Source organism: Rhizobium sp. 62_C5_N11_2 (genome assembly GCF_051811185.1).
Taxonomy (GTDB): domain Bacteria; phylum Pseudomonadota; class Alphaproteobacteria; order Rhizobiales; family Rhizobiaceae; genus Rhizobium; species Rhizobium leguminosarum.
This window is the reverse complement of record NZ_JBPWPW010000002.1, coordinates 971168-992760: the sequence shown is the minus strand read 5'-3', so window position 1 is coordinate 992760 and position 21593 is coordinate 971168. Positions and strand designations below refer to the sequence as shown.

The window sequence follows — 21593 nt, the reverse complement described above, 5'->3', positions numbered from 1 at the left end:
ACCTCAATTCGTGACGGAAAAAGTGGAACGCAAAGTCAATCTCAAGGATGTCGCGCGCGATGCTGACGTATCGCTGAGCACGGCCTCGCACGCACTGAACGGAACCGCACCGCTGACAATCGAGGTGCGCGAGAGGGTTCTGGATTCGGCAAAACGCCTGGGTTACCTCGACCGCCGGAGGAAGAAGGCAACGATCGCGACCTTACGCGTCCTGCTTCTCGCCATTCCCGACGATGCCGCGCCGGAGAGCGACCTCAACCTGGTGAGCTGGACGATCCTCAACGGCCTTCGCAGGGAGTGCGAGCGCCGCGGCATCAGGATCGTGCCCTTTGTCAGCACCGGCCGTCGCATCGACGGCGCCCAGGTCAGGCAGATCGCCCTCTCCGAGCGCGCCGACGGCATCGTGGTTCTGAACGATGATCAGCCGGAACTCATCCGAAGCCTCGCCTCCCCTGATATGCCCGTCGTCATCGTCAACGGCGAAGACCCGGCCATGCTGGTCGATACGGTCACCCCCGAAAATCGCTTCGGGGCAAGGCTCGGCATCGAGCACCTGCTCGCACTCGGGCATCGCCGCATCCTGCACCTGACCTGGAAGGGCCGCACAACGATCCAGCGCCGATATGACGGCTTTACCGACGCCTATTTCGCCGCCCAGCTTCCCGTACCGGACGACATGATCGTCGAGGCCGAGGGATATGAGCCCAGGCACGGCGAGGCTGCCATCAACACGCTGCTCGACCGCGATCCCACGATGAAAGGGGCGACCGCCGTCTTCTGCGCCGCCGACAACCTGGCGCTCGGCTGCCTGAAGGCATTGGCCGATCGCGACATACGCGTGCCCGGAGCGATCTCCGTCCTGGGCTTCGACGACATCGTCCCCGGCGAATTCAGCCGTCCGCCGCTTTCGACAATCAGCGTTCCCACCGACAGGCTCGGTGCCGCCGCCCTGGCGCTCATCGAACAGAGGCTGATTGCCAACGATCCGCAGCGGCCCGCCCATCGCCTGGAACTCGGATGTCATCTCGTCCTGCGCGGCAGCATCGCGCCGCCGCGCTAGATGTTTGGGTCCCGGGAATTGTGCTGAATCCCTGGTATTTGCCTAAACAAAATTGGAGCGGTTCAGACGAATAGGTGTGAACTTTACTGCCCAGGCAAGGGTGCATGTCACTCAACAATCGACGACCGCTTGAGAGCATGTCCAAGACAAAGACCGAAGCGCGCCGCATGAAACAAGTTCAATGCGACGCGCCTCAGCCGGGAGGAAGACAGTATGGTTCTTCGGCGGCTGCGAGGAGGTCTTTCTCCACGCCAGCACCGTTCATTTCATGCCTGTTCCGGCGATGCCCGTGGTGATGTATTTCTGCAGGAACAGGAAGACGACGGTGACAGGCAGCAGGCTGAGGAACGTCATCGCCAGGATATAGTGCCACTGCACCGAGAACTCGCCCTGGAACGCGTTCAGACCGACCTGCAGGGTGAAATTCTCGCGGCTATTGAGGACGATGAGCGGCCAGAGGAAATCGTTCCACCGCCAGAGCACCGAAAAGATCGCCAGCACCGCGAGAGCCGGTGCCGTCAGCGGCAGGATGATGCGCCAGAAGATGCAGAATTCGCTCGCCGCATCGACGCGCGCCGCCTCTATCAGCTCGTCGGGTATGGTCAGCATATATTGCCGCAGCAGGAAGACGGCGGTCGGAGAGGCGACCGTCGGCAGGATGACGCCCCAGAGATTGTCGGCAAGCCCGACCCCGACGATGACGAGATAGGCCGGCACCATGACGACAGCGAGCGGAATCATCAAAGTCGAAATGATGATGACGAAGACCGTCGTATCACCAGCAAATTTGTATTTCGATAGGGCGAAGGCCGCCATGGCGTTGACGATCAGCGTCAGGAGCGTTGCGACGAAGGTGACGAACACCGAATTCTTGAGGAAGGTCAGGAAGTTGAAGCGCGTCAGCGGATCGGTGTAATTCTGCGTGGCGACCGTCAGCTTCTGCACCGGCGTCATCCCCTTGACGTCGACGCTGACGGGTGGTCCCGGATTTGCGGGGTCGACCATCTGGGCCTTGAGGCCGATGCGGCGGACCATGGCCATTTCACGCTGCTGGCCGTCGACGGTAACCTGCCAGAGGCTGGGCGGCTTGTCGAAGCCGGGCACGGTCTGTTCGACGGCGGCCCGGGGAAGCAGCGTCGGCGGAAACCGGGTGATCTCGGCGGCCGGCTTCAGCGAGGAGAGGCCCGCCCAGAGGACCGGAAGCAACACCACAAAGGTTCCGCCGATCAGCCAGACCCATGACAATATGTCGGTTATATCGATGCGTCCGGCCCGGCGTGTGCGCGTGAAAAAGCTGATCGGGTTCATCTCAGGACTCCATTCGCTTGCCGATGCGCAGCTGTATGAGGGTGAGAACCAGAAGCACCAGCCCCATGAGAACCGATGCCGCGGATGCGAGACCGAAGAGGCGAAGATCGCTGCCGAACGCCATCTGGTAGATATATTGGACGATGAAGCTGTTGGCCGTGCCCGGACCGCCGCCATTGGTCAAAACCCAGGCCTCGTCGAAGATCTGGACGGATTTGATCATCAACAGAATGAACACGACCAGCAGGTTCGGCGCCAGCAGGGGAAGCGTGATCCTAAAAAGCGTGCGGCGTGGCGAGGCGGCATCGATGGAGGCAGCCTCGTAGAGCTCCTTCGGAATGGCCTGGAGGCCGGCCAAGAGGATGAGGGTGTAAAAACCCATATGAAACCAGACCGACACCACGACGACGAAGAAGCGCGACCAGCCGACATCGAGCAGGAAGATTTCAGGGGGAACGCCGATCATCTGGAAGAAGGCGTTCAGCAGCCCGTTGCGATCGAGGAACCATTTCCAGATGAGGCCGATGACGACGGGAGACAGCAAGACGGGATAGAAGAACATCGCCCTGAAGAAACCACGCGCGACGATCGCCCGATTGAGGATCAGCGCCGTGATCAGCGCCACCAGCAATGTGGCGACAACATTGCACGCCACGAACCAGAGCGTGTTCCACACGGCCGTCCAGAACAGCGATTCCTGGCAGGTTCCCGGCTGCAGATAATTGCCGCAGGAAAGCAGCGTGCGGAAATTGTCCAAGCCGACGAAGGGGCGCTCCGACACGAAAAGATTGGTGCCGCCGGTGAAGGCGTAACCAATCGCAATCGCGATCGGAAGGAACGTGAAGATGGCGAACAGAACGAGGTTCGGCGCCAGGAACAGCCATGGCATGCGCTTGCGGCCGAAGATGCGCTCGATCGCATTCATCGGCGCTTCGACCACCCTCATCGCCGCTTCGCCTGCCTGGGACAGCAATACACCTGCCTTGAGCGCCGCCATGTTCAGCGCCTCCCCTGTCCGGGCCGCCGGGCAAAAGCCAGGCCGCTTTCGGGATCGAACAGATGAACCCGCCCCGGCACGGCGTCGATCAGGATGTGATCCCCAGGCGCCGGCGCGAAATGGCCGGCCTCATGAATGATGATCTGCTCGTCCTGTCCTGCAAGTTTGCCATAGACATAGGTCTCGGTGCCGAGGCCCTCGTGATACTGGACGATGAACGGCAGGCCCTGCTCGCTGGAGCGTGAAAAATGCGCGGGCCGGATGCCGGCGAGAACGGCCTGGCCGACAGCAATGCCGGTAGGATCGACGTCGCTGACGATCTTGCCGCCATTGCCGACATCGATGGTGACGCCGCTTTCGTCGATGCCTGATACCTTGCCCTTGATGATGTTCATGCGCGGCGAGCCAAGGAAACCCGCGACGAAGAGATTGCGCGGGCTGTCGAACAGGTCCAGCGGTGCCCCAACCTGCTCGACCCGCCCGGCGCGCAGCACGACGATCTTGTCGGCCATCGTCATCGCCTCGACCTGGTCATGCGTGACGTAGATCATCGTCGTCTTGATGTCGCGGTGGAGCTTGGTGATCTCGGCGCGGGTCTGGACGCGCAGCGCCGCGTCGAGATTGGACAGCGGCTCGTCGAAGAGGAAAATGTCAGGTTCGCGCACGATGGCCCGGCCGATCGCCACGCGCTGGCGCTGGCCGCCCGAAAGCTGCTTCGGACGCCGGTCCAGATAGGGTTCGATCGCCAGCATCCTGGCAGCCTCGGCAATCCGCGCCTCGATCTCGGCGCGTTTGAACTTCAGGTTCTCCAGGCCGAAAGCGAGATTCTTGCGAACGCTCATATGCGGATAGAGCGCGTAGGACTGGAAGACCATCGCGATCTTGCGCTCGGCCGGCGAGAGCGCGCTGACGTCGCGCGCCCCGATCGCGATTGCGCCTGAGGTCACCTCTTCGAGGCCGGCGATGACGCGCAGCAGGGTAGACTTGCCGCATCCCGACGGACCGACGAAGACGACGAACTCGCCGTCCTTGATATCGAGTTCGACGTCATGCAGGACTTTGACCGAGCCATACGACTTGTTGACGTTGGAAAGCTTCAGTTCTGCCATGCCCCACTCCCATCAGGTGCCGCCGTTTCGAAGACGGCGTCGTTTTTGTTCCAGCCTTGCGGCAGCGGTGTCGGCCTTGTGACCCGCACCTCGTTCATCAAGATCCCGGTGACCCCCGCCACGTAGACGGCCGGCATTCCTCCCGGATAGTGCTCAAGACCGATCACCCGGCCGTCCGACCCGCGGGTCCAGGCATTAGCACGGCCGCCGCCATCGGCTTTCGGGGAAAGGTCCGCGTTTGTCGGACGCAGGTCGTAGGACCGCGCAGTGCCGAGTTGCCCAGGCTGCTGGTCCAAGGCGATGCGTGCCAGCGATGCGTTGCCGATGCCGGCCGACGAGGTCGAAATGACTGTGATCGCCCCCTCCATCCGCCCGGTTATGTCCTCGACGATGAGATTTTCGATGGCGCCCGCCGTGCGTTCCGTGACACGGTCGACAACATTGACCGTCAGCGCCTCCCCCGAGCCCCAGAAACCATCGGGGGTCTCGCGGCACTCTACCGCAATTCTCGAAAACCTGACGTTGGATATCCTGCCGCCGTCGCGGGAAAAGACGCCGAGCGCCCTGTTGGAGGAAGAGACGCTGCAATCCTCGAACACGACGTTGGTAACGTCGCCATGCGTTTCCGTGCCGATCTTCAGCGCGCAGCTGAGGCTCTGAACGGAGCAACGGCGGACGAGAATGTTTTCACATCGCCCGATGGCGACACGGTCGGGACCGATGCTCGTCTTCAGGCATATGCCATCGTCGGCCGTCGATATCCGGCAGTCCTCGATGACGGCGCCGCGGCAGGCATCCAGCACGATGCCATCGGTGTTGGGAAGGCGGCGGTCGTTGTCGATGGTCACGTTCGTGACGGCGACATCGGTGCAGTTGACGAAGTGCAACGTCCACATCGGCGAGCGGCTGATATGGATGGAGCTGATCTCGACCTCGTCGCAGCCTTCGAAGACGACGACACGGGGCCGAAATTCGGCCGGGATGAAGGTTCCAACGGTCTCGTCGTCCCCCACAATGAAGCTGTCGCAACCGGCTTCGATGCGACCCGCTCCCGTCAGGCTGATCCGCCGCGCACCGCTCGCGACGATCATGCCACGGTCCGACTTTTCGGCAATCACCGAAACGGTCGTATGCGTGTAGGCGGCATAATCCGGAACGGGACGCAGGATCGCTCCGGCGGCCAGATGAAGGTCGACGCCGGATTTGAGCTGGAGCCCGCGGCAGACATGGATGCCGGCCATGAGCTCCACGCGTCCGCCGCCCGAAGCCGACAAGCCGTCGATGGCCGCCTGCAGGCGGACCGTATCGTCGCCCTCTGCCGGCTCGATCGCGACAAGGGACACGGGGCTCATTGGCGCTCGCCGTTCTCGAGAAAGACTTCCGTCAGGAGCAGCATGGTCAGCGCCTGGCCATAAGGCGTCGGCACGTTGGGGATGCGCCTGTAGAAATCGAGGTCATGGCCCATCGGCGTGCCGTCCGAGACGCCGTGGACCACGCCTTCTTCGTCGATCTGCGCCAACACCGCCGCAAGAGCGCGCTCCGCATGGGCCCTGTCGTCCTTGTCGAGAATGCCGGCATCGATGGCGCGCAATATGCCATAGGCAATGCCTGCCGTGGCTGAGGTTTCCAACGGCGAAGACGGATCGTCCAGAAGCGTGGTGAACATGCCATCTGGCCGCTGGTATGCTTTCAAGGAGCGCACCTGGCTGACGAGGACGTTCGACAGAAAACGCCGGTCCTTCTCGCCGAGCGTCGGAACGAGATCGAAGAGCTCGGGGATGGCGACCGTGATCCAGGCGTTGCCGCGCGCCCAGAACGCATTGGCGAAATTGTGCCGCCCGTTGAAGGTCCAGCCATGATACCAGAGCCCGCTGACCGGATCGGAAAGGTAACGGGTGTGGATCACGAACTGATAGACGGCCTCGTCGATCCATTCACTGCGTTCGCAGAGCACGCCGGCCCGGGCGAGAAACAGGCAGGCCATGAACAGCGTATCGTCCCACAATTCGCCGTCGTTGAGGCGCTCCTTGACGACGTGCTGAAAGCCGCCGTCTTCGGTCTTTGGCAGTTCCTTGACGAGCCATTCGGCCCAGTCCTCGACGAGAGCGCGAAAATCCGGACGGTCGACATGCTGGACGAGGATCGCTAGCGGCAGCATCGGCGCCGTGCTGTTGATCTGGCGCGGCGGCAAGCCGCGTTCGATCTGTCCGGCATACCAGGTCACCAGTTCCTGCAGCGCTTTCTGATCATTGGTGGAAATGGCGCGCCGCAGGAAGCCGTAGAGACCGACGCCGACTTCCCAGTCCCATTCGTCGAACTGGATTCCGGAGGCGGAATTTCCGGTCACGAGACCTTCCTTGATGCCCCTGAGCCGGCTGAAAGCCGTTGCCACGCGATCGATCGTCGTCAGGAGCGCGGCGTTATCGACAGATGTTGTGTTCATGTTGGAGACCTATGTTTCAAGAGTAGAAGGGTCCGTCAGTGCCGGCGCCGGAGGCAGCACTGTCGTGTGTGAGGATCGGGTGCGGCTGATCGTGGGTGAAGGGCCTCGCCTCGCCGCCGATCGAAAGACCGTCGGCATAGGACAGGCAGATCGCCGGGCCACTCGGCGGCGTCAGGGAGAGGCGCCGAAGCCCGGGATCGAAGGAAACCGTCGTCCGGCACAGGCGTTCGGTGAATGCCTTGAAAGCGTCGCCATCGCCGCATCCGACGATACCAGCCCAGCCGCAAAGCGGTCCGTGGGAGCGTGCCTCGCGGCCGGCGGTCGGGCCGTCGGTGATCAGCTCCAGCCCGTTCGACGCCCAGAGGGCGGAAAATCCCCTGCCCGATCGCGCGATGAGCCACTTGTCTTCGATGATGAGATCGTCCAGGCCGTCGCGGCCGATATAGGCGTGCGTCCATGCATGGCGTGCGTCGCTTGTGTCCTCGACCAGCAGGGCGACGTCGCAATGCTGGGCAACGCGCGGCAGGATGCCATTGCCGGCCCAATAGGATGGCCTTTGATTGCCCCAGGGATCGTCCTCGCCGGGATGGTTGATCCACAGCCTCGCCATCGGGTGGCCGGCCAGCCGGATGTCGAGGACATGTTGCTGATGCCCCTTCTGGCCGGTCTTATGATCGACGACCGTCGAAAGCTGCGCCGCCTCGTTCTTGAACAGCACGAGTTTTCCGCTCTCGAGGCCCTGGCTGTAACGCGCCTCGACGCTTCTTGCGCGCGAGAGCGCGGCAAGCTCGGCCAGATCGGCGGGCGGCTCGTAGCCGCCGGCGCAGAACATGGTCAATGCCGCAACGCCGTTGTTCAACCAACCGGTTCCAAAGGCGACCTGGGCGAAGGGCGCAAGCTCGGTCAGCGGGCCGGCACGCAACTCCTTGTCGTAAGCGCGCCCCTGCGATCCGGCCGGAACGCCTGCGAGCGAATGCAGGGCGATCATGCGGAAGATGAGATCGATCTGGGCGCGGGCGCGCGCTGACATCGCCATCTCGGCCCAGCGCTCCAGTGCCAGCAGGCCAATGAAGTCGATCGGGTAATAGGCCGCCGAGTTCCACTCCGCCAATCCATGGGCTTCGACGCTGTCGAACCAGCGCCCGAGCCGCTCGCCGGCGATTTCCGCCTGCTGCCGCCCCGTCCGGCCCGAGGCTGAAAACACCTCGTCGGGCAGAAGAAGTCCCGCCAGCAGCTGGCTCGTGTGAAAGCAGAGCACATGGTTCTCACTCCAGAACCACATCGCGTCGTTGCCCGGCTCGTCGACCCAGTAACGGTAGGAACGAACGGAATGCCGAATGCGAGCGACCACGGCATCGGACATCCGGTCGGCATAGGCACCGAGTAGCCACAAGAGCGGCACCATGATGAAATCCGAGCAATCCTCCCGCGCATCGATGGAGGCGAGTGTCGCGTCGATGATGCGATCGAAGCTTTCCTGGTCGTGGTGACCGGTTTCCATCATCGCAATGAGGCGCCCGACGCGGTTTGCGCCGAAGCGGGCGCTGTATTCGAGCGCCTGCCGCTTGCGGGCGGCGAGCGATGCCTCTGATGGCAACGGTGAAATGCTGCTCATGAAGGCAGCATCGATGACGCGGGTGACCGAGCCCGTGCCGGAGCCGATCGTCATGTGGACGCCGTGATAACCGTCCGCAATGCCGCAGACATCGTCGGCCGTGAGGCTGCTCTGATGGGCGCGCAGCGTCAATCGTGAGTGCGCGAGAACGGGCCGTTCGTGACCATGGCCGATGACCTTGATCTCGACAGGCAAGTCGCGTTCGGGCGCGGTGCCGAATATGATCTCCAGCGGCTGATTGACGAAGACGTCGCGGGCCGGGCGGACGCCACGGGCAAGGGCCTCCAGCTCGCGGACCTCATTCTGATCCAGCGATACGGGCAACAATACGCAGAGTGGCTCCTCGTCCAGCATCTCGAGCTCGAAAAACCACGTCGTGTCGCGCTCGGCCAGGTCTTCGGTGTGAACGAGAATCTGGTTGTCGCCAGTTTCAAGGGACAGGCTTATGTCGGTCGCGCTCTCGAGATTGCGCTTGAAGGGTTCGAAGCGCACCACCTCCTGCCCGTTGACCCATATGCGAACGCCGCCGCAGGTCTTCAGTCTGAGATTTAGCGTTCGCGCAGTCTCCGTCCTGAACGTGCCCTTCAGCCATCGCCTGAGATGCGTCGGCACATGCCAGAAGCCGGTGAACTCGACGCGGCGGTTCGAGCCGGGAAGATTGAGGCTTTCGGTCGGCCAGGAGGTGTCGGGCGAGAGCGGCCGCCCCACCATGGTGGACCAGAAGGCCTTGCGGCAGGGCAGGTCGCCGACATCGACGAAACCGTTGACGAAACGATAGTTCACGCGGTCTTCGGCCGGCGCGGGCTCGCCGGGAAAATAGCTGGCGATGAGGCCGGAAACGGCCCATGCCGTGATCGTTTGCCTCTCAGCCACGCTGTATGCTGGCGCCATATCGTCCGGCTGCTTCATGCATTCCGTTTTCACAGACCGCCTCCTCCGCAATCCTATGAAAATATTTTCATTAGGTTTTTGTGCGCGCTATTTTTGCATATTGCTCAAAAACATCGCTATTGCCGCAGAAAATAGCTTGACGGAACGAATGTCAAGTATATGAAATTGATTTATCGATGGCCGAGGCCGCGATTGATGAAAATGTTTTCATGGGAGGATGAAAATGAAAACCTATCTTTCAGGTGCCTTCGCAGTGGCGCTGGCTACCGCTTCTTTCGCATGGTCCGGCGCGGCCATGGCGGAAACCAAGACAATCACCTTTCTGTTCACCGACGACGACCAGGCTTACGTCGAGCGGATGGAAGCGCTCAGCAAGGAATTCGAGACGGCGCATCCAGACATCAAGGTCAATTTCGTCTCTTCGGGCTATGATGCGGTCGCCAAGCAGCTGCCGGTACAGCTTGCCGTCGGCGAAGGCCCTGACATCGCCAAGATCACCGACTGGCAGCTTGCCCCTTATTACCTCGACATGCGTCCCTACATGAAGGACCCGGATGGCTTCGCCAAGCTGCACGGCGACAGCCTGAACACACTTCGCTTCCCCGGCGTCAACGATCCGCAGTCGATCAACGGCTATATCGCGTCGCAGACCTTCAACCTGCCCTTCGTCAACAAGACGCTGTTCGAACAGGCCGGCGAACCGCTTCCGAAGCCCACCGCCACGCTGAAGGACATCGTCGAAGCCTCGGCGCGTGTTGCCAAGGCGACCGGCGCTCAGATCCCCTTCACGATGGATCGCTCGGGCCATCGCTTTTCCGGCGCGGCATTCTCCTACGGCTCGAACTACGTTAAGGACGGCAAGTTTTTCTTCCCCGACGATGCCGCCAAGCGCTATGTCACGGATCTCTACGGCTGGACGAAGGACGGCTCCTTCCCGAAGGAAATGTGGGGTGCTGCCGGCGGAACCCAGTACAAGAACATGGGTGACGAGTTCGTCAACGGCAACGTCGTGACCTATCTCGCCGGCAACTGGATGGTCAATCCGTTCCAGAAGAAGATCGGCGACGCCTTCGACTGGACGGCGATCAGCGCGCCGTGCGGCGATGCCGGCTGCTATGCGATGCCGGGTGGCACCGCGATCGTCGGCTTCAAGCGCACCAAGTCTCCGGAGGCCGTTGCCGCGTTCATCGAATTCCTTGGCTCTGAAAAGGTCCAGCGTGAAATCGCTGAAAACTACGTCATCCTGACGGGCGCCGACATCAAGGACCCGCAATACAAGCTCGAGAGCAAGAATGCCAAGGAGGCGATGGCCGTCTTCCTCGGAAGCCGCAATAGCGTGCCGCAGGCAGCCCGGGACCTGGAACGTCTCAAGGGATCCTCCGCCATCTATCAGCTCATCGTTCAGAGGATGAGCCAGCTGATCGTCGGCGAACTCTCCCTCGACGAGACCTTCAAGGCAATGAGTGCCGACGTCGACAAGGTCAACGAGGCGCTCGCCGCCAAGTAACCGGTCACGCGTTGTCCCGCACAATGCGCGCATGCTGCAGCCACGGCCTCGCAACAGGGCCGTGGCTTTTTCGTTTCGTGCATGGCGCCTCCGCTGGCGAAGGCGTCGTGACATCCGGTTCGGGAGAGGCTATAGGCGTTGTCAGCCTTCGCCGGCTCGCGGGCGCCATGGTCAACTCACACATGCCGGCAACCCGGTTACGTCCGGCGACCCAGCGACTGTCTACCTTATAGAGGTGCATTTCCATGCCGATGGGCTCCGAGCATCCGCTGCGAAGGGAACTTCACAACGAGCTCCACGCGCGGCCGTCGCTTTACTTCGATGGCGACACGGATGTGTGGCACGTCGCCATCGTCGGAGAAAATGCCCCTCCTCAGATACCGAATTCCCTGCCGGGGCTGGAGGATGTCTCCACGACCCGCGAGGGCAACCACGGCATCGGCCGCATCGGCGACGGCCGGCTGAAGTGGGAGGCGCATACCGAGTTCCTCACCCTGACCTTCGTCGTTCCCGCGTCGGCCGAACCCGGCAGCAATCCGCCTGAAGCCTTTCAGGCCTGCTGCCGCCAGATCAACGGGAAGATCATCGCGGCCGTTCGCGTGCTGGTGCGGGACGAGAAGGACGGGCAGCGTCCGGAAAAACCGAGGCTCGACTATGTCGCCTCTCAGGTCGGCGGCGGCGACGCGGAAGTGCATTCGAACTTCCGGCTGACCGATAGCGGTTTCGTCGAATTTCTGTTCTTCAACCGCAACCTCAATGCCTATCGCACCGGCCGCATGGTCAGGCGTTTCCTGGAGATCGAGACATACCGGATGATGGCGCTGCTGGCGTTGCCGATGGCCCGCGAGACGGTCTCGAAGCTCTCCGTCTTCGACCGACGCCTCGACCTGCTGATCGCGCATATGCAGAGTGCGATCAAGGTCGACAAGGCACTGCTTTCCGAGGTGACCAGGCTCTCTTCGGACGTTCTCAACTTCTCGGCGCTCGCCCGCCACCGCTTCGGCGCGACGAAAGCCTATGCCGAAATTGTCGCGAGCAGAGTGTCGGAGCTTCGTGAGGAACGTGTCGAACAGCGCCAGCGGCTCGGCACCTTTATCGATCGGCGCTTTCAACCAGCCGTCCGCTCGGTCGAAGCCGCCGAACGCCGCCTCGATGAACTGGCCGAACGCGTCAGCCTTGCCGGAGACCTCCTTAGAACCACCGTGCAGGTTCAGCTCGAAGATCAGAACGCATCGTTGTTGACGTCGATGGAAGAACGGGCTCGCATCCAGGTGCATATCCAGCAGGCGGTCGAAGGCTTCTCCGTCATCGCCATCACCTATTACACCGTCGGCCTGGCGAAGATCTGCCTCGAAAGTATTTCCGAACTGGGTGTCGATCCCCACGTGGCGAAGCTCGCCGTTCTCGGCGCCATCCCGCTCGTGCTCTTTGCCGTCTGGACAGCGGTTCGTCACGTTCGCAAGAGCATTGCCGGCCACTCCGCCGGTCCGGCATCCGGAAGCCACTGAAGCGACGCCAGACATTCGCTCACCGCCGCCCTTTCGAGGCGGCGGCGTTTGCTTGCCTGCATCCGAACGTCAGGATGCCATCGCGTAGTGGCGATGTTCCGCCGCCCGGCCGCTGCCCGTCCTGAACCGCCGCAGCAGCTCGGCGAGGCTTTCGGTTTCATGTGTCAGGCTCTGGGCGGCCGCCGTGGTCTCTTCGACCATTGCGGCGTTCTGCTGCGTCACCTTGTCCATCTGGTCGCCGGCGGCCGAGACCTCGCGCAGGCTCGTCGCCTGCTCGCGGGCGGAAACGGCGATCTCGGCCACGGTCGCATTCATGGCGGTGACCTGCTCGACGATCTGTTCGAGCGAGAGGCCGGATTCACCCACCAGCTGGACGCCGGTCTTGACCTGCGCCGAGGAGGTGGAGATCAGCTGCTTGATCTCCCTTGCCGCGTTGGCGGAGCGCTGGGCGAGCTCGCGGACTTCCTGGGCGACGACGGCAAAGCCCTTGCCTGCCTCGCCGGCGCGCGCCGCTTCCACGCCGGCGTTCAGCGCCAGCAGGTTGGTCTGGAAGGCGATCTCGTCGATGACGCTGATGATGTTGCCGATCTTCGACGACGAATTTTGAATTTCCGTCATCGCGTCGATGGCGCGGGCAACGATCTCGCCGCCCTTTTCGGCATTGGTGCGGGCCGTTGCCACGACACCCTGCGCGCGGCTTGCGCCCTCCGCCGTTCCGTTGACGCCGCGGGTCACGTCACCCAGCGCCGCGACGGTCTCCTCCAGCGAGGCTGCCTGCTGCTCGGTGCGGCGGGCGAGATCGTTGGACGCCGTGGAGATTTCCGCAAGGCCGGACCGGATGGTGGCGACGGCGCGAATGACCGAGTCGACCGCCTCTTCGAGGCTCGCGACCGAATTGTTGAAATGATCCCGGATCCTCACATAGCGATGGTCGACTTCGCCGACGCGGACGGTGAGATCGCCCTTGGAAAGCGCGTCCAACCCGACGGAAATCTGGCGGAAGGCATGCTCCATCACCTGCGCATCGCTGAGCCGCTCGGCCTCCTGGCGGAGCCGCTCTTCCTCGGCGGCAAGACGAGCGCGTTCGGCATTGGCTTCCGCGATCAGCTTGGCGCGCCCCGTTTCCTGGAAAACCTTCAGCGAACGCGCCATGGCCCCCAGTTCGTGGCGGTGCTCAACGCCCGTTATCACGATCCCTTCCTCGCCGCGGGCAAGCTGCTCCATGGACTGCGCCATGTTACGGACCGCAGAGGAAATCAGCCGGCCGACGAAATAGGAAAGGACGAGACCGATCACGATCAACAGCCCGCTGATGACCAGCGTCGTGCTGGTCGCAGAGGCAACCGTCGCGTCTACAGAACCGTCCAGCGTCTTCTGCGCGCCCGTGACGGTGGCCTGCAGGTCCTTGAAGCCGCCTGATATTTTCGGAGCGAGCACGCTGAGCTGCGTCTGGCGAATATTGCCGGAGGCCTGCAAGACGTCCTTCATGTCGCCGAGACGGGCGGTGTAGTTCTGCATGAGCTGGCCGGCGCCCATCAGGCGCTTCTTCTGCAGTTCGTTCTTCGCGGCCTTGGCGGCGGCTTCGTTGAGCGTGACCGCTTCGGCGAGTGCCGCCTGCGCGGTGTCATAGGCCGCAAAATCGTTGGAATGCACGAAGCGCTCGGAGAAATAGAGGCTGCGGTTCAAAGCCTCCAGCGTCGCCGCCGTCATCTGCAACAGGGCCACATCGTTCTGGCGCCAGGCGCTGCGCACGACGTCGTTGAGCGCGATGCTGGTCCAGGGGCCGAATTCGGTGACCTTGGAAATCAAGGCGTCACGCCTGGCCTGAAGGGAGACGATCTGTTCGAAAGCCTTGCCGTAGGCGGCAATGTCTTGGCGGATCGCCGCAAGGCCGGACTGCAGGTCCTTGTTACCGGCAAAACGCGGGTCGTCGGCGTCGAACGCTTTCACACCGGCGCGGAAGCGGTCGACGACATCCTGCGTCGGCGTGGAGCGGAAGGCTTCCGCCGACATCTGAATCTCGTTCAGCTGGTCGCTGTAGTCCGAGATGGCGAGACTTTGACCAGCCGTGGCGCGATAGGACGCGAAGATGGAGGCGAGCCCGTTCATGCCCGAGATCGCGCTGACCGTGAGCAGGCTCATCAACAGGATCAGCGGCACGAAGCCGGAGGTGATCTGCGCGCGAATGCCGAATTTATTCCAGATATGCAACATCATAGTCCTCTTATGCTCACTGGCTCTTCGGCAGATAGGTGGCAATGTTCTCAGGTGTGACGAGTTCGAAGGGAACGTTGTTTTCGCGCGGCACCTTCTCTTTGCGAATAAGCTTGACGGCGGCATCGACAGCGGCAGCGCCCTGCCCGACGGCGCTCTGGAGAATGGTGACGTCGAGATCGCCGGCCACCATCGCGGCGAGCGCGTCGTCGGTCGCATCGACGCCGGCGACGACGACATCCTTCATCGGCATGCCGGCTTTCTTCATGGCCCGGATCGCGCCGAGCGCCATCTCGTCATTATTGGCGATGACCGCATCGAACTTGACGCCGGCCGACAGCCATTCCTGCATCTGCTGGTCGGCATAATCGCGCGACCAATAGGCGGCCTGCCGCTCGACGATCTGAAGGCCCTTGCAGTCCGGCGTGGCGATGACGTCGGAGATGTCCTGGGTGCGGGCGCGGGCCGCCGCGTGGAAGGGTTCGCCCATCAGCACGACGACGCGGCCTTTGCCTTTGAGGAGCGCGCAGACCTGCTTGGTCTCCAGCGTTCCGGACTCCTTCTCGTTGGAGGCGACCACCACCTGATTGTCCGGCAGGTCCAACAGGTTGGAAGGAACGTTGTTGATATAGATCAGTGGAATACCGGCATCTGCCGCCATCTTGGTCATTTGCGGCCCGAGGTCGCCATCGGAGACCGCAAGGATGATCGCGTCGACCTTGTCGGCAATGAGCTTCTGCACCTGCTGCTTCTGGACTTCGTTGTCGCCCTTGGCATTCTCGGTGACGAGCTTGAGGCCGGATATCGTCTGCCCATGCGAGACGACGCCGTTCAGAAGCACCGTTCTGAATTTGTCGAGATCGGACATCGAAACCCCGATCGTCTGGGCATGGGCAGCAGAGATCGATATCGCCAAGGCGATGGATGCAAGCGTGGCCGTTTTCATGAATTCCCCTGCACAATTCGTATATGAAATGCGTTATTTCAAATTTTGGTTAAATTTTACTTTTCGGCCGGAAGCAAAAGTTAAGCGCGAGGCTATGATTGCGACGGCACGAGCGCCTTCTTGGGCGGCAACCGAGCGGACTTGAAGGGCATCACAACAAACTTGATGCGATGCGCTTAAATCTTTGTTTTTTAACTATTAGCGTCCACCAAAGCCGGAGCTGACGGTGATACCCTTGTAGATCACCCTCTGCAGCACAATGGCCAGGACGACGCCCGGCAGCATGGAGATCGTCGCACCCGCCATGATGTAGTTCCACGCGGTGCCTTGCTGTGTCTGGAACAGGGTGAGCCCGAGCGGCAGCGTGGCTTTTTCAACGCCGCTGGTGGCGATCAGCGGCCAGAGGAAGCTCTTCCACTGCGCGATGAAGGTGAACAGCGACAAGAGGCCGATGGCCGGCATGGCAAGCGGAACGATGACCGTGACCAGGATGCGCAGGCGCGAAGCCCCGTCCATCATCGCCGCCTCGTCGAGATCCTTGGGAATGCCGAGGATGAACTGTCGCAGCAGAAAGGTGCCGAAGGAGCTGACGGCGACCGGCAGGATCATGCCGTGATAGGTGTTGATCCAGCCGAACTTGCTGACGATGAGAAACAGCGGGATGACCAGCATCACCTGCGGGATCATCAGCGTACTGAGATAGGTGAGCAGCAACCCCTCCCGGCCGGGAAACTTTAGCCGGGCAAAAGCGTAGGCAGACAGGCAGGATACCGCAATCACGATCGCCGTGACGCCGCAGGCGACCACGAAGGAATTCAACAGGAAGGTTCCGAACGGCAGGGAAACCAGGGCTTCGACGAATGTTCCCCAACGATACTCCTCGGGGAAGATGCGGACCGGCACGGCCATCACCTCGGCATTGGAGCGCACCGCGTTCGACACCATCCAGAAGAAGGGGAAGAGGAAAAGCAGCGCGATCAGCGAAAGTGCCGTGTAGCTGACGAAGGCGCCGACGCGCCGCAATATGCGGTGACGATGCTGGGACACGGAATGCGGATGCCGTGAGGTCGGATCAATCGTCATAATGCACCCATTTGCGCTGCATGTGGAATTGCAGGATGGTGAGCGCCATGATCATGACGAACATCACCCAGGCCAATGCGGAGGCATAGCCCATCTGGAAGTTGGTGAAGCCCTTCTGGTAGATGGCGAAACCGAGCGTGGCCGTCGCCGAGCCCGGGCCGCCGCGCGTCATCGCGAATATCTCGTCGAAGACCTGCAGCGAGGTGATCGCCGTCATCACGGTGCCAAAGAAGATGGTCGGCGATATGAGCGGCAGGCGGATGCGCCAGAAGCGCTGCCAGGCATTGGCACCGTCGATCGTCGCCGCCTCGAGGTAATGCTTCGGCACGAGGTCGAGCGCGGCGTTGAACATCACAACGTTGTAGCCGACATTCGCCCACAGGGTGACGAGCACGACCGCCTGCATGGCCCAGCTCGAGCTCAACAGGAAATTCGGCAGACCGAGGCCGAGCGCGCGGATGATGCTGTCGGCCAGCCCGTCCGGCGTGAAGATCAGCAGCCATACCACCGATGCGGCGATGGTGGGCGTGAAGGTCGGCAGGAAGAAGATCACCCGGAAGATCGCCTTGCCGCGCTTCAGGCTCGATATCCAGACCGCGAGCGTCAGCGAGACGATTATATTCAGCGCCAGATACTCGACGGCGAAGAACAGCGTGTTGCTCAATACGGTGTAGAAGGCCGGATCGACAGTGAAGAGCCTGATATAATTCTGAAAGCCGACGAAGGATGGCGTCGAGATCAGCTGCCAATTGGTAAAGCTGAGCGCCAGCGACGCCAGGATCGGCAGCGCCATGAAGACCATGAAGCCGAGGAAGCTCGGCAGCAGGAACAGCATGGCTGTCTGCGTCTCCGGCTTCAGGAAGCGCCGTGGCTGACCGGGCTGCAAGGGAACTGCGGCAACAGCGCTTTGCGACATGTCTTCCTCCATGCGCGGCAGGACCTGCCGCAGCGCGAGCTGGCGCATGACCCGAAAATCGGAATCGATTTTCCGATAGGATCATGCGCAGATTTCAAAGCGACCGCGCGTCCTGTCGGACGCGCTGGCTCTATTGCTGTGCAAGGCTCTGGATAGACTCCATCGTCTGCTTGGCATCGGCGCTGCCGGCGAAAGCCGGCGGGAAATACTGGTTGAACAGGTTTTCCACCGCCGCCCAGTTGTTGGTGATCACGTAGGGCACGGAGTGCGCCAGGGAATAGTCGATGGCCTCGCCGCCATTGGTGATGTCCTTGGCCGCCACCTTGTACCAGGCGGATTGCGACGCCGTGCGCGCCGGCAGGGCACGGCCCTGCTCAGCGAGATAGGATAAGGCTTCAGGGCTGGTCAGCACCTGGATCGCCTTCCAGGCAGCATCCTTGTTCTTGCTCGTCGTGGCGATGCCGAAACCGGAGCCTGCGGTGACGGCGGAAAGTTCGCCCTCATCGCGCGGCAGGGTGGTGAGGCCGATCTTGAACTTGGCCTGATCCTTCATGCCGATGATCGACCAGGGGCCGTCGATATACATGGCGACATTGCCCGAATTGAACCGCCCCTGGATGACATCACCGGGATCTGCGCCACCCGAGGGAACCAGCGGCGCGATCTTATCCTTGGCGGCGAAACCGACCACTCTCTCGGCGGCGGCAACTGCACTCGCACTGGTCAAGTCAAGCTCGCCGGCATCGTTGACGTATTTATCGCCCCAGGCCGCGGCCAGGACCGAATAGTTGGTCGGGGTGATACCGAAGCCATACTTGCCGTCCTTCGTCAGCTTCTTGGCGGCATCGGTGAACTCGGCAAGCGTCCAGCCCGGCTTCGGCAGCGGAACGCCGGCGGCTTCGAGCGCGTCCTGGTTATAATAGATGACCCACGGACCGACATCGTAGGGCAGGCCGTAAAGCTGCTTTTCGACGGACATGCCGCCAATGATCGAGGGGGTAAAGGCGCCGACGTCGAATTTGTCAGCCTCGATCCGGTCATTCAGGGGCTCGAGCAGCGAATAGAAGTTCGGCATGCGCAGCGACTGCATGGAAACGATGTCGGCGAGTTGGCCCGATGCCGCCAGCACCGGCAGCCTCGTCCAATAATCGACCCAGCCCGTCGTCGTCAGCGTCACCTTGATGTCGGGATACTTGGCGGTCACCATCTCTGCCAGGTGTTGCCAGCTCTTGGTGTCGGTTTCGGAGCCGGTCCACATCTGCCAGGTCAGGTTGACCTGTTCGGCCGATGCGGCAGTGGCAAAAAGACTGCTGCCGATAGCGGCAAGCAAAAGCGTTTTCTGCAGAACCTTCATGGGTTTCTCCTCCCTCCATGAACGCAAAGGACACGCGAGTGCGATCGAGCTCACGCCTTCAGGACGATCTCGATCACCGGCACGGTAACGTCCGGGCGCCGGACCGGCAGTTCGAGCGTGATCATGCCTTCCGGCACCGTCACGCCGATATTGGAATCCACATCCTTGGCATGGCTCAGCCAGTGCACCTCGCTGGCGTCGTGCAGGAACTGCGCATAGGCGATCCTGTCGGCGAGACCTTCGATGTGGATGTGGCGGTAAGGCCAATTGTAGACGTGCAGATAAAGGCGGTTACCGCGCTGGGTATAACGGCAGCCAGCCGGCACCGGATAGCGGGAGGGCCCTGCCCCATAGATGGAACGTCCGTTGACGGCCATCCAGTTCTGATAGACCTCGAGCGCGCTGATGGCGCGCGCATCGAGCGTGCCCCGGCCGGTCGGGCCGACATTCATCAGCAGGTTGCCGCCGAGCGCGACGGAATCGATCAGCAGCTGGATGATCTGTTCCGGGCTCTTCCAGGTATCTTCGTCGCGGTGATAACCCCAGGAGCCGCTGAAGGTGTGGCAGGCTTCCCAGAGTACCCCCTGGCTGGCGATGGCGGGTGCGACCCGCGGCGTATATTGCTCCGGCGTCGTGACGTCAGGCAGGTTGCCGGGCGGCAGGTCGAGGCGGTTGTTGACAATGATCTCAGGCTGCAGCTCGCGCACCAGATCAACCAGGCGCTCGCTCTCCCAGTCGGCGCGCCCCTTGCCGGGCAGGCCGCGATATTCGCGCCCGGGATAGCTGAAATCGAACCAGATGATGTCGATGCGGCCGAAGCCGGTCAGAAGCTCGCGCACCTGTTCGCGCATATAGGCAGCGTAGTTGGCTATGTTTCTGCCAGCGTTCAGCGCCTTGGCGTCGGGATGGTTGCGTAGCGGATGGTGAACGTCGATCGGGAAATCGGGATGGTGCCAGTCAAGCAGCGAATAGTAGAAGCCGATCTTCAGCCCTTCGGCGCGGAAGGCGTCGACCAGCGGCGTCAGCAGATCTTTGCCACAGGGCGTGTTCGTCGCCTTGTAGTCCGTCACCTTGCTGTCCCAGAGGCAGAAACCCTCGTGGTGCTTGGTCGTCACCACGACATATTTCATGCCGGCAAGACGCGCCCGGCGAGCCCATTCCTTGGGATCGTAGAGATCGGGATCGAAATTGTCGAAATAGCGCTGGTAGTGGTCGTCGGTCAGCTCTTCGCGGTTCTTCAACCACTCGTGCCGGGCTCCCAAGGCATAGAGGCCCCAATGGATGAACATGCCCAGGCGATCCTGGCTGAACCAGGCGTGTTTGCCCGCCCCTCCTGATGCCGGATTTTCCGGCTGGCGTTCCGAACTCATGACAGGTTTCTCCTCCCTGTTTTCCGGTTGAACGTCATATCGAACCGGTTCGGCAAATGATCATCTCGCCTGATCCTATATCTGTCAAGCCGAAATTCGCGATCACAAGATCAGAAAAGCAAACCCTGCAAAACAACTGATTTGAAGCATGCATGTTGCGCCGACCAATAAAATCGGACATAACAAGACATTAGAACCGGTTCGATAGCTATGACCACCATACGAGATGTCGCGCGCCTTGCGGGGGTTTCAATCTCGACCGTCTCGCTGGCGCTCAATAGCCCGAAGCGGGTCGGCGCCGAGACGCTTGACCGCATCCAGCAGGCGATAAAATCGACCGGTTACCGCATCGACCCGGTGGCCCAGACGCTGGCGCGCGGACGCAGTTCGCTGATCGGTTTCGTTTCGGCCAATCTCGGAAACATGTTCTTCGGCGACATCCGGCGAGAGATCGAGCACCAGGCGCTCGACCACGGCTATTTCGTCCTCATCGCCGACTCCTCCGGCAGGGCCGATCTCGAACGGGCGCTGCTGGAGCGGCTGGAGGCGCAGAAGATCGCCGGCATTGCGCTGGCGGCAAATGGGCGGGGCGAGGAGTACGCCACATTCCTGCGCGACTTCAAAACTCCGATCGTGATGTTCGACCAGAAAGTGGAGGGCGCCGAGCGCGATTTTGTCGGCTCCGACAATCCGCTGACCACCACCATCCTGACGGAACATCTGCTGCAGCTCGGCCACAGGCGCATCGGCTTCATCTCCGGGCCGAGCGGCCTGCACACTGCCGACGAGCGCCTGAAGGGCTTCATGAACACGATGGCCGGCGCCGGTGTGGACATCGATCCTTCGCTGGTGGTCGAAGGCGGCTACACCAGGACCGGCGGCCATGCACAGGCGATGCGGCTCTTGACCCGCCGCGACCGGCCGACCGCCATCATCGGCGCCAACAATATGACAGGCCTCGCAGCACTTCAGGTGATGCAGGAGATGGGTTTCCGCTGCCCTGACGACGTGTCGCTAGCGATGGTCGACGACGTGCCCTGGAGCAATGTCATCACGCCCCGCATCACCATGGTGGTGCAGGATGCGCAGAAGCTCGGGGAATTGGCGGCGCAGCGTCTGCTGGCTAGAATAGCAAGCCCGGAGGGCGCCGCCGCACCGCCGCAGGATTTCATCCTGACGCCGAGATTCGTGCGCGGGGAATCGACCAGGCGGCTGTGAGTGCTTCCACCGGTCCTCACGCATATGCCAAAGCCGCGTCGAGAGATGTAAGCG

At 61.9% G+C, this 21593-nt stretch carries 16 protein-coding genes; 4 read left to right on the top strand and 12 right to left on the bottom strand.

Translation table 11 applies throughout. The features are described from left to right. The first annotated feature begins 10 nt into the window (after positions 1-10). Positions 11-1060, top strand: a complete 1050-nt coding sequence (locus tag AB8B31_RS28335) for a LacI family DNA-binding transcriptional regulator (RefSeq protein ID WP_245268279.1) — start codon at positions 11-13, stop codon at positions 1058-1060. 261 nt (positions 1061-1321) lie between these two features. On the opposite strand, the gene AB8B31_RS28330 is transcribed toward AB8B31_RS28335, so the two are convergent. Genes AB8B31_RS28330 through AB8B31_RS28305 form a run of 6 tightly spaced genes read right to left on the bottom strand, consistent with a single transcriptional unit; the run spans position 1322 to position 9456 of the window. Beyond that, positions 1322-2368 carry a carbohydrate ABC transporter permease gene (locus tag AB8B31_RS28330; RefSeq protein ID WP_439007583.1) on the bottom strand — a complete coding sequence of 349 codons (1047 nt, stop codon included), beginning with the start codon at positions 2366-2368 and terminating at the stop codon, positions 1322-1324. 1 nt (position 2369) lies between these two features. Next, on the bottom strand, positions 2370-3365 hold the full coding sequence (locus AB8B31_RS28325) for a carbohydrate ABC transporter permease (RefSeq protein WP_018245910.1): 996 nt from the start codon (positions 3363-3365) through the stop codon (positions 2370-2372). 2 nt (positions 3366-3367) lie between these two features. After that, positions 3368-4474: an ABC transporter ATP-binding protein gene (locus AB8B31_RS28320; RefSeq protein ID WP_018245911.1), complete on the bottom strand. Its 1107-nt coding sequence runs from the start codon at positions 4472-4474 to the stop codon at positions 3368-3370. Beyond that, on the bottom strand, positions 4462-5826 hold the full coding sequence (gene pglB / locus AB8B31_RS28315; RefSeq protein ID WP_018245912.1) for a polygalacturonase PglB: 1365 nt from the start codon (positions 5824-5826) through the stop codon (positions 4462-4464). Before pglB ends, AB8B31_RS28320 begins: the two co-directional genes overlap by 13 nt. Next, positions 5823-6917 carry a beta-galactosidase BglB gene (gene bglB / locus AB8B31_RS28310; RefSeq protein ID WP_018245913.1) on the bottom strand — a complete coding sequence of 365 codons (1095 nt, stop codon included), beginning with the start codon at positions 6915-6917 and terminating at the stop codon, positions 5823-5825. Before bglB ends, pglB begins: the two co-directional genes overlap by 4 nt. Positions 6918-6933: 16 nt before the next feature. Continuing rightward, positions 6934-9456, bottom strand: coding sequence for a hypothetical protein (locus AB8B31_RS28305; protein ID WP_439007582.1), 2523 nt, complete (start codon positions 9454-9456; stop codon positions 6934-6936). Positions 9457-9646: 190 nt separating this feature from the next. Here AB8B31_RS28305 and AB8B31_RS28300 point away from each other — a divergent pair, with 190 nt between their 5' ends. Both AB8B31_RS28300 and AB8B31_RS28295 read left to right on the top strand, forming a co-directional pair. Next, positions 9647-10930, top strand: coding sequence for an ABC transporter substrate-binding protein (locus AB8B31_RS28300; protein ID WP_026188718.1), 1284 nt, complete (start codon positions 9647-9649; stop codon positions 10928-10930). A 245-nt stretch (positions 10931-11175) separates the two neighbouring features. Then, entirely contained in the window at positions 11176-12438 is a 1263-nt protein-coding gene (locus AB8B31_RS28295) for a DUF3422 domain-containing protein (RefSeq protein ID WP_018245916.1), read from the top strand. Positions 12439-12507: 69 nt separating this feature from the next. Here the strand turns inward: AB8B31_RS28295 and AB8B31_RS28290 are convergent, their stop codons facing one another. The 6 genes from AB8B31_RS28290 to AB8B31_RS28265 form a co-directional block, all read right to left on the bottom strand. Further along, complete coding sequence (locus AB8B31_RS28290) at positions 12508-14652, bottom strand: methyl-accepting chemotaxis protein (protein ID WP_131702026.1); 2145 nt, start codon at positions 14650-14652, stop codon at positions 12508-12510. A gap of 16 nt (positions 14653-14668) precedes the next feature. Continuing rightward, positions 14669-15598 carry a substrate-binding domain-containing protein gene (locus AB8B31_RS28285; RefSeq protein WP_018245918.1) on the bottom strand — a complete coding sequence of 310 codons (930 nt, stop codon included), beginning with the start codon at positions 15596-15598 and terminating at the stop codon, positions 14669-14671. A 198-nt stretch (positions 15599-15796) separates the two neighbouring features. After that, on the bottom strand, positions 15797-16681 hold the full coding sequence (locus tag AB8B31_RS28280; RefSeq protein ID WP_131702025.1) for a carbohydrate ABC transporter permease: 885 nt from the start codon (positions 16679-16681) through the stop codon (positions 15797-15799). Next, positions 16671-17645, bottom strand: coding sequence for a carbohydrate ABC transporter permease (locus AB8B31_RS28275; protein ID WP_018245920.1), 975 nt, complete (start codon positions 17643-17645; stop codon positions 16671-16673). The genes AB8B31_RS28280 and AB8B31_RS28275 overlap by 11 nt, the downstream gene beginning before the upstream one ends. A gap of 82 nt (positions 17646-17727) precedes the next feature. Then, a complete protein-coding gene (locus tag AB8B31_RS28270) occupies positions 17728-18951 on the bottom strand; it encodes an ABC transporter substrate-binding protein (RefSeq protein WP_018245921.1) in 1224 nt (407 codons plus the stop codon). 50 nt (positions 18952-19001) lie between these two features. Next, positions 19002-20321, bottom strand: coding sequence for an alpha-L-fucosidase (locus tag AB8B31_RS28265; RefSeq protein ID WP_130729579.1), 1320 nt, complete (start codon positions 20319-20321; stop codon positions 19002-19004). Positions 20322-20531: 210 nt separating this feature from the next. Here AB8B31_RS28265 and AB8B31_RS28260 point away from each other — a divergent pair, with 210 nt between their 5' ends. Continuing rightward, positions 20532-21539, top strand: a complete 1008-nt coding sequence (locus tag AB8B31_RS28260; RefSeq protein ID WP_018517828.1) for a LacI family DNA-binding transcriptional regulator — start codon at positions 20532-20534, stop codon at positions 21537-21539. Positions 21540-21593: the final 54 nt, after the last annotated feature.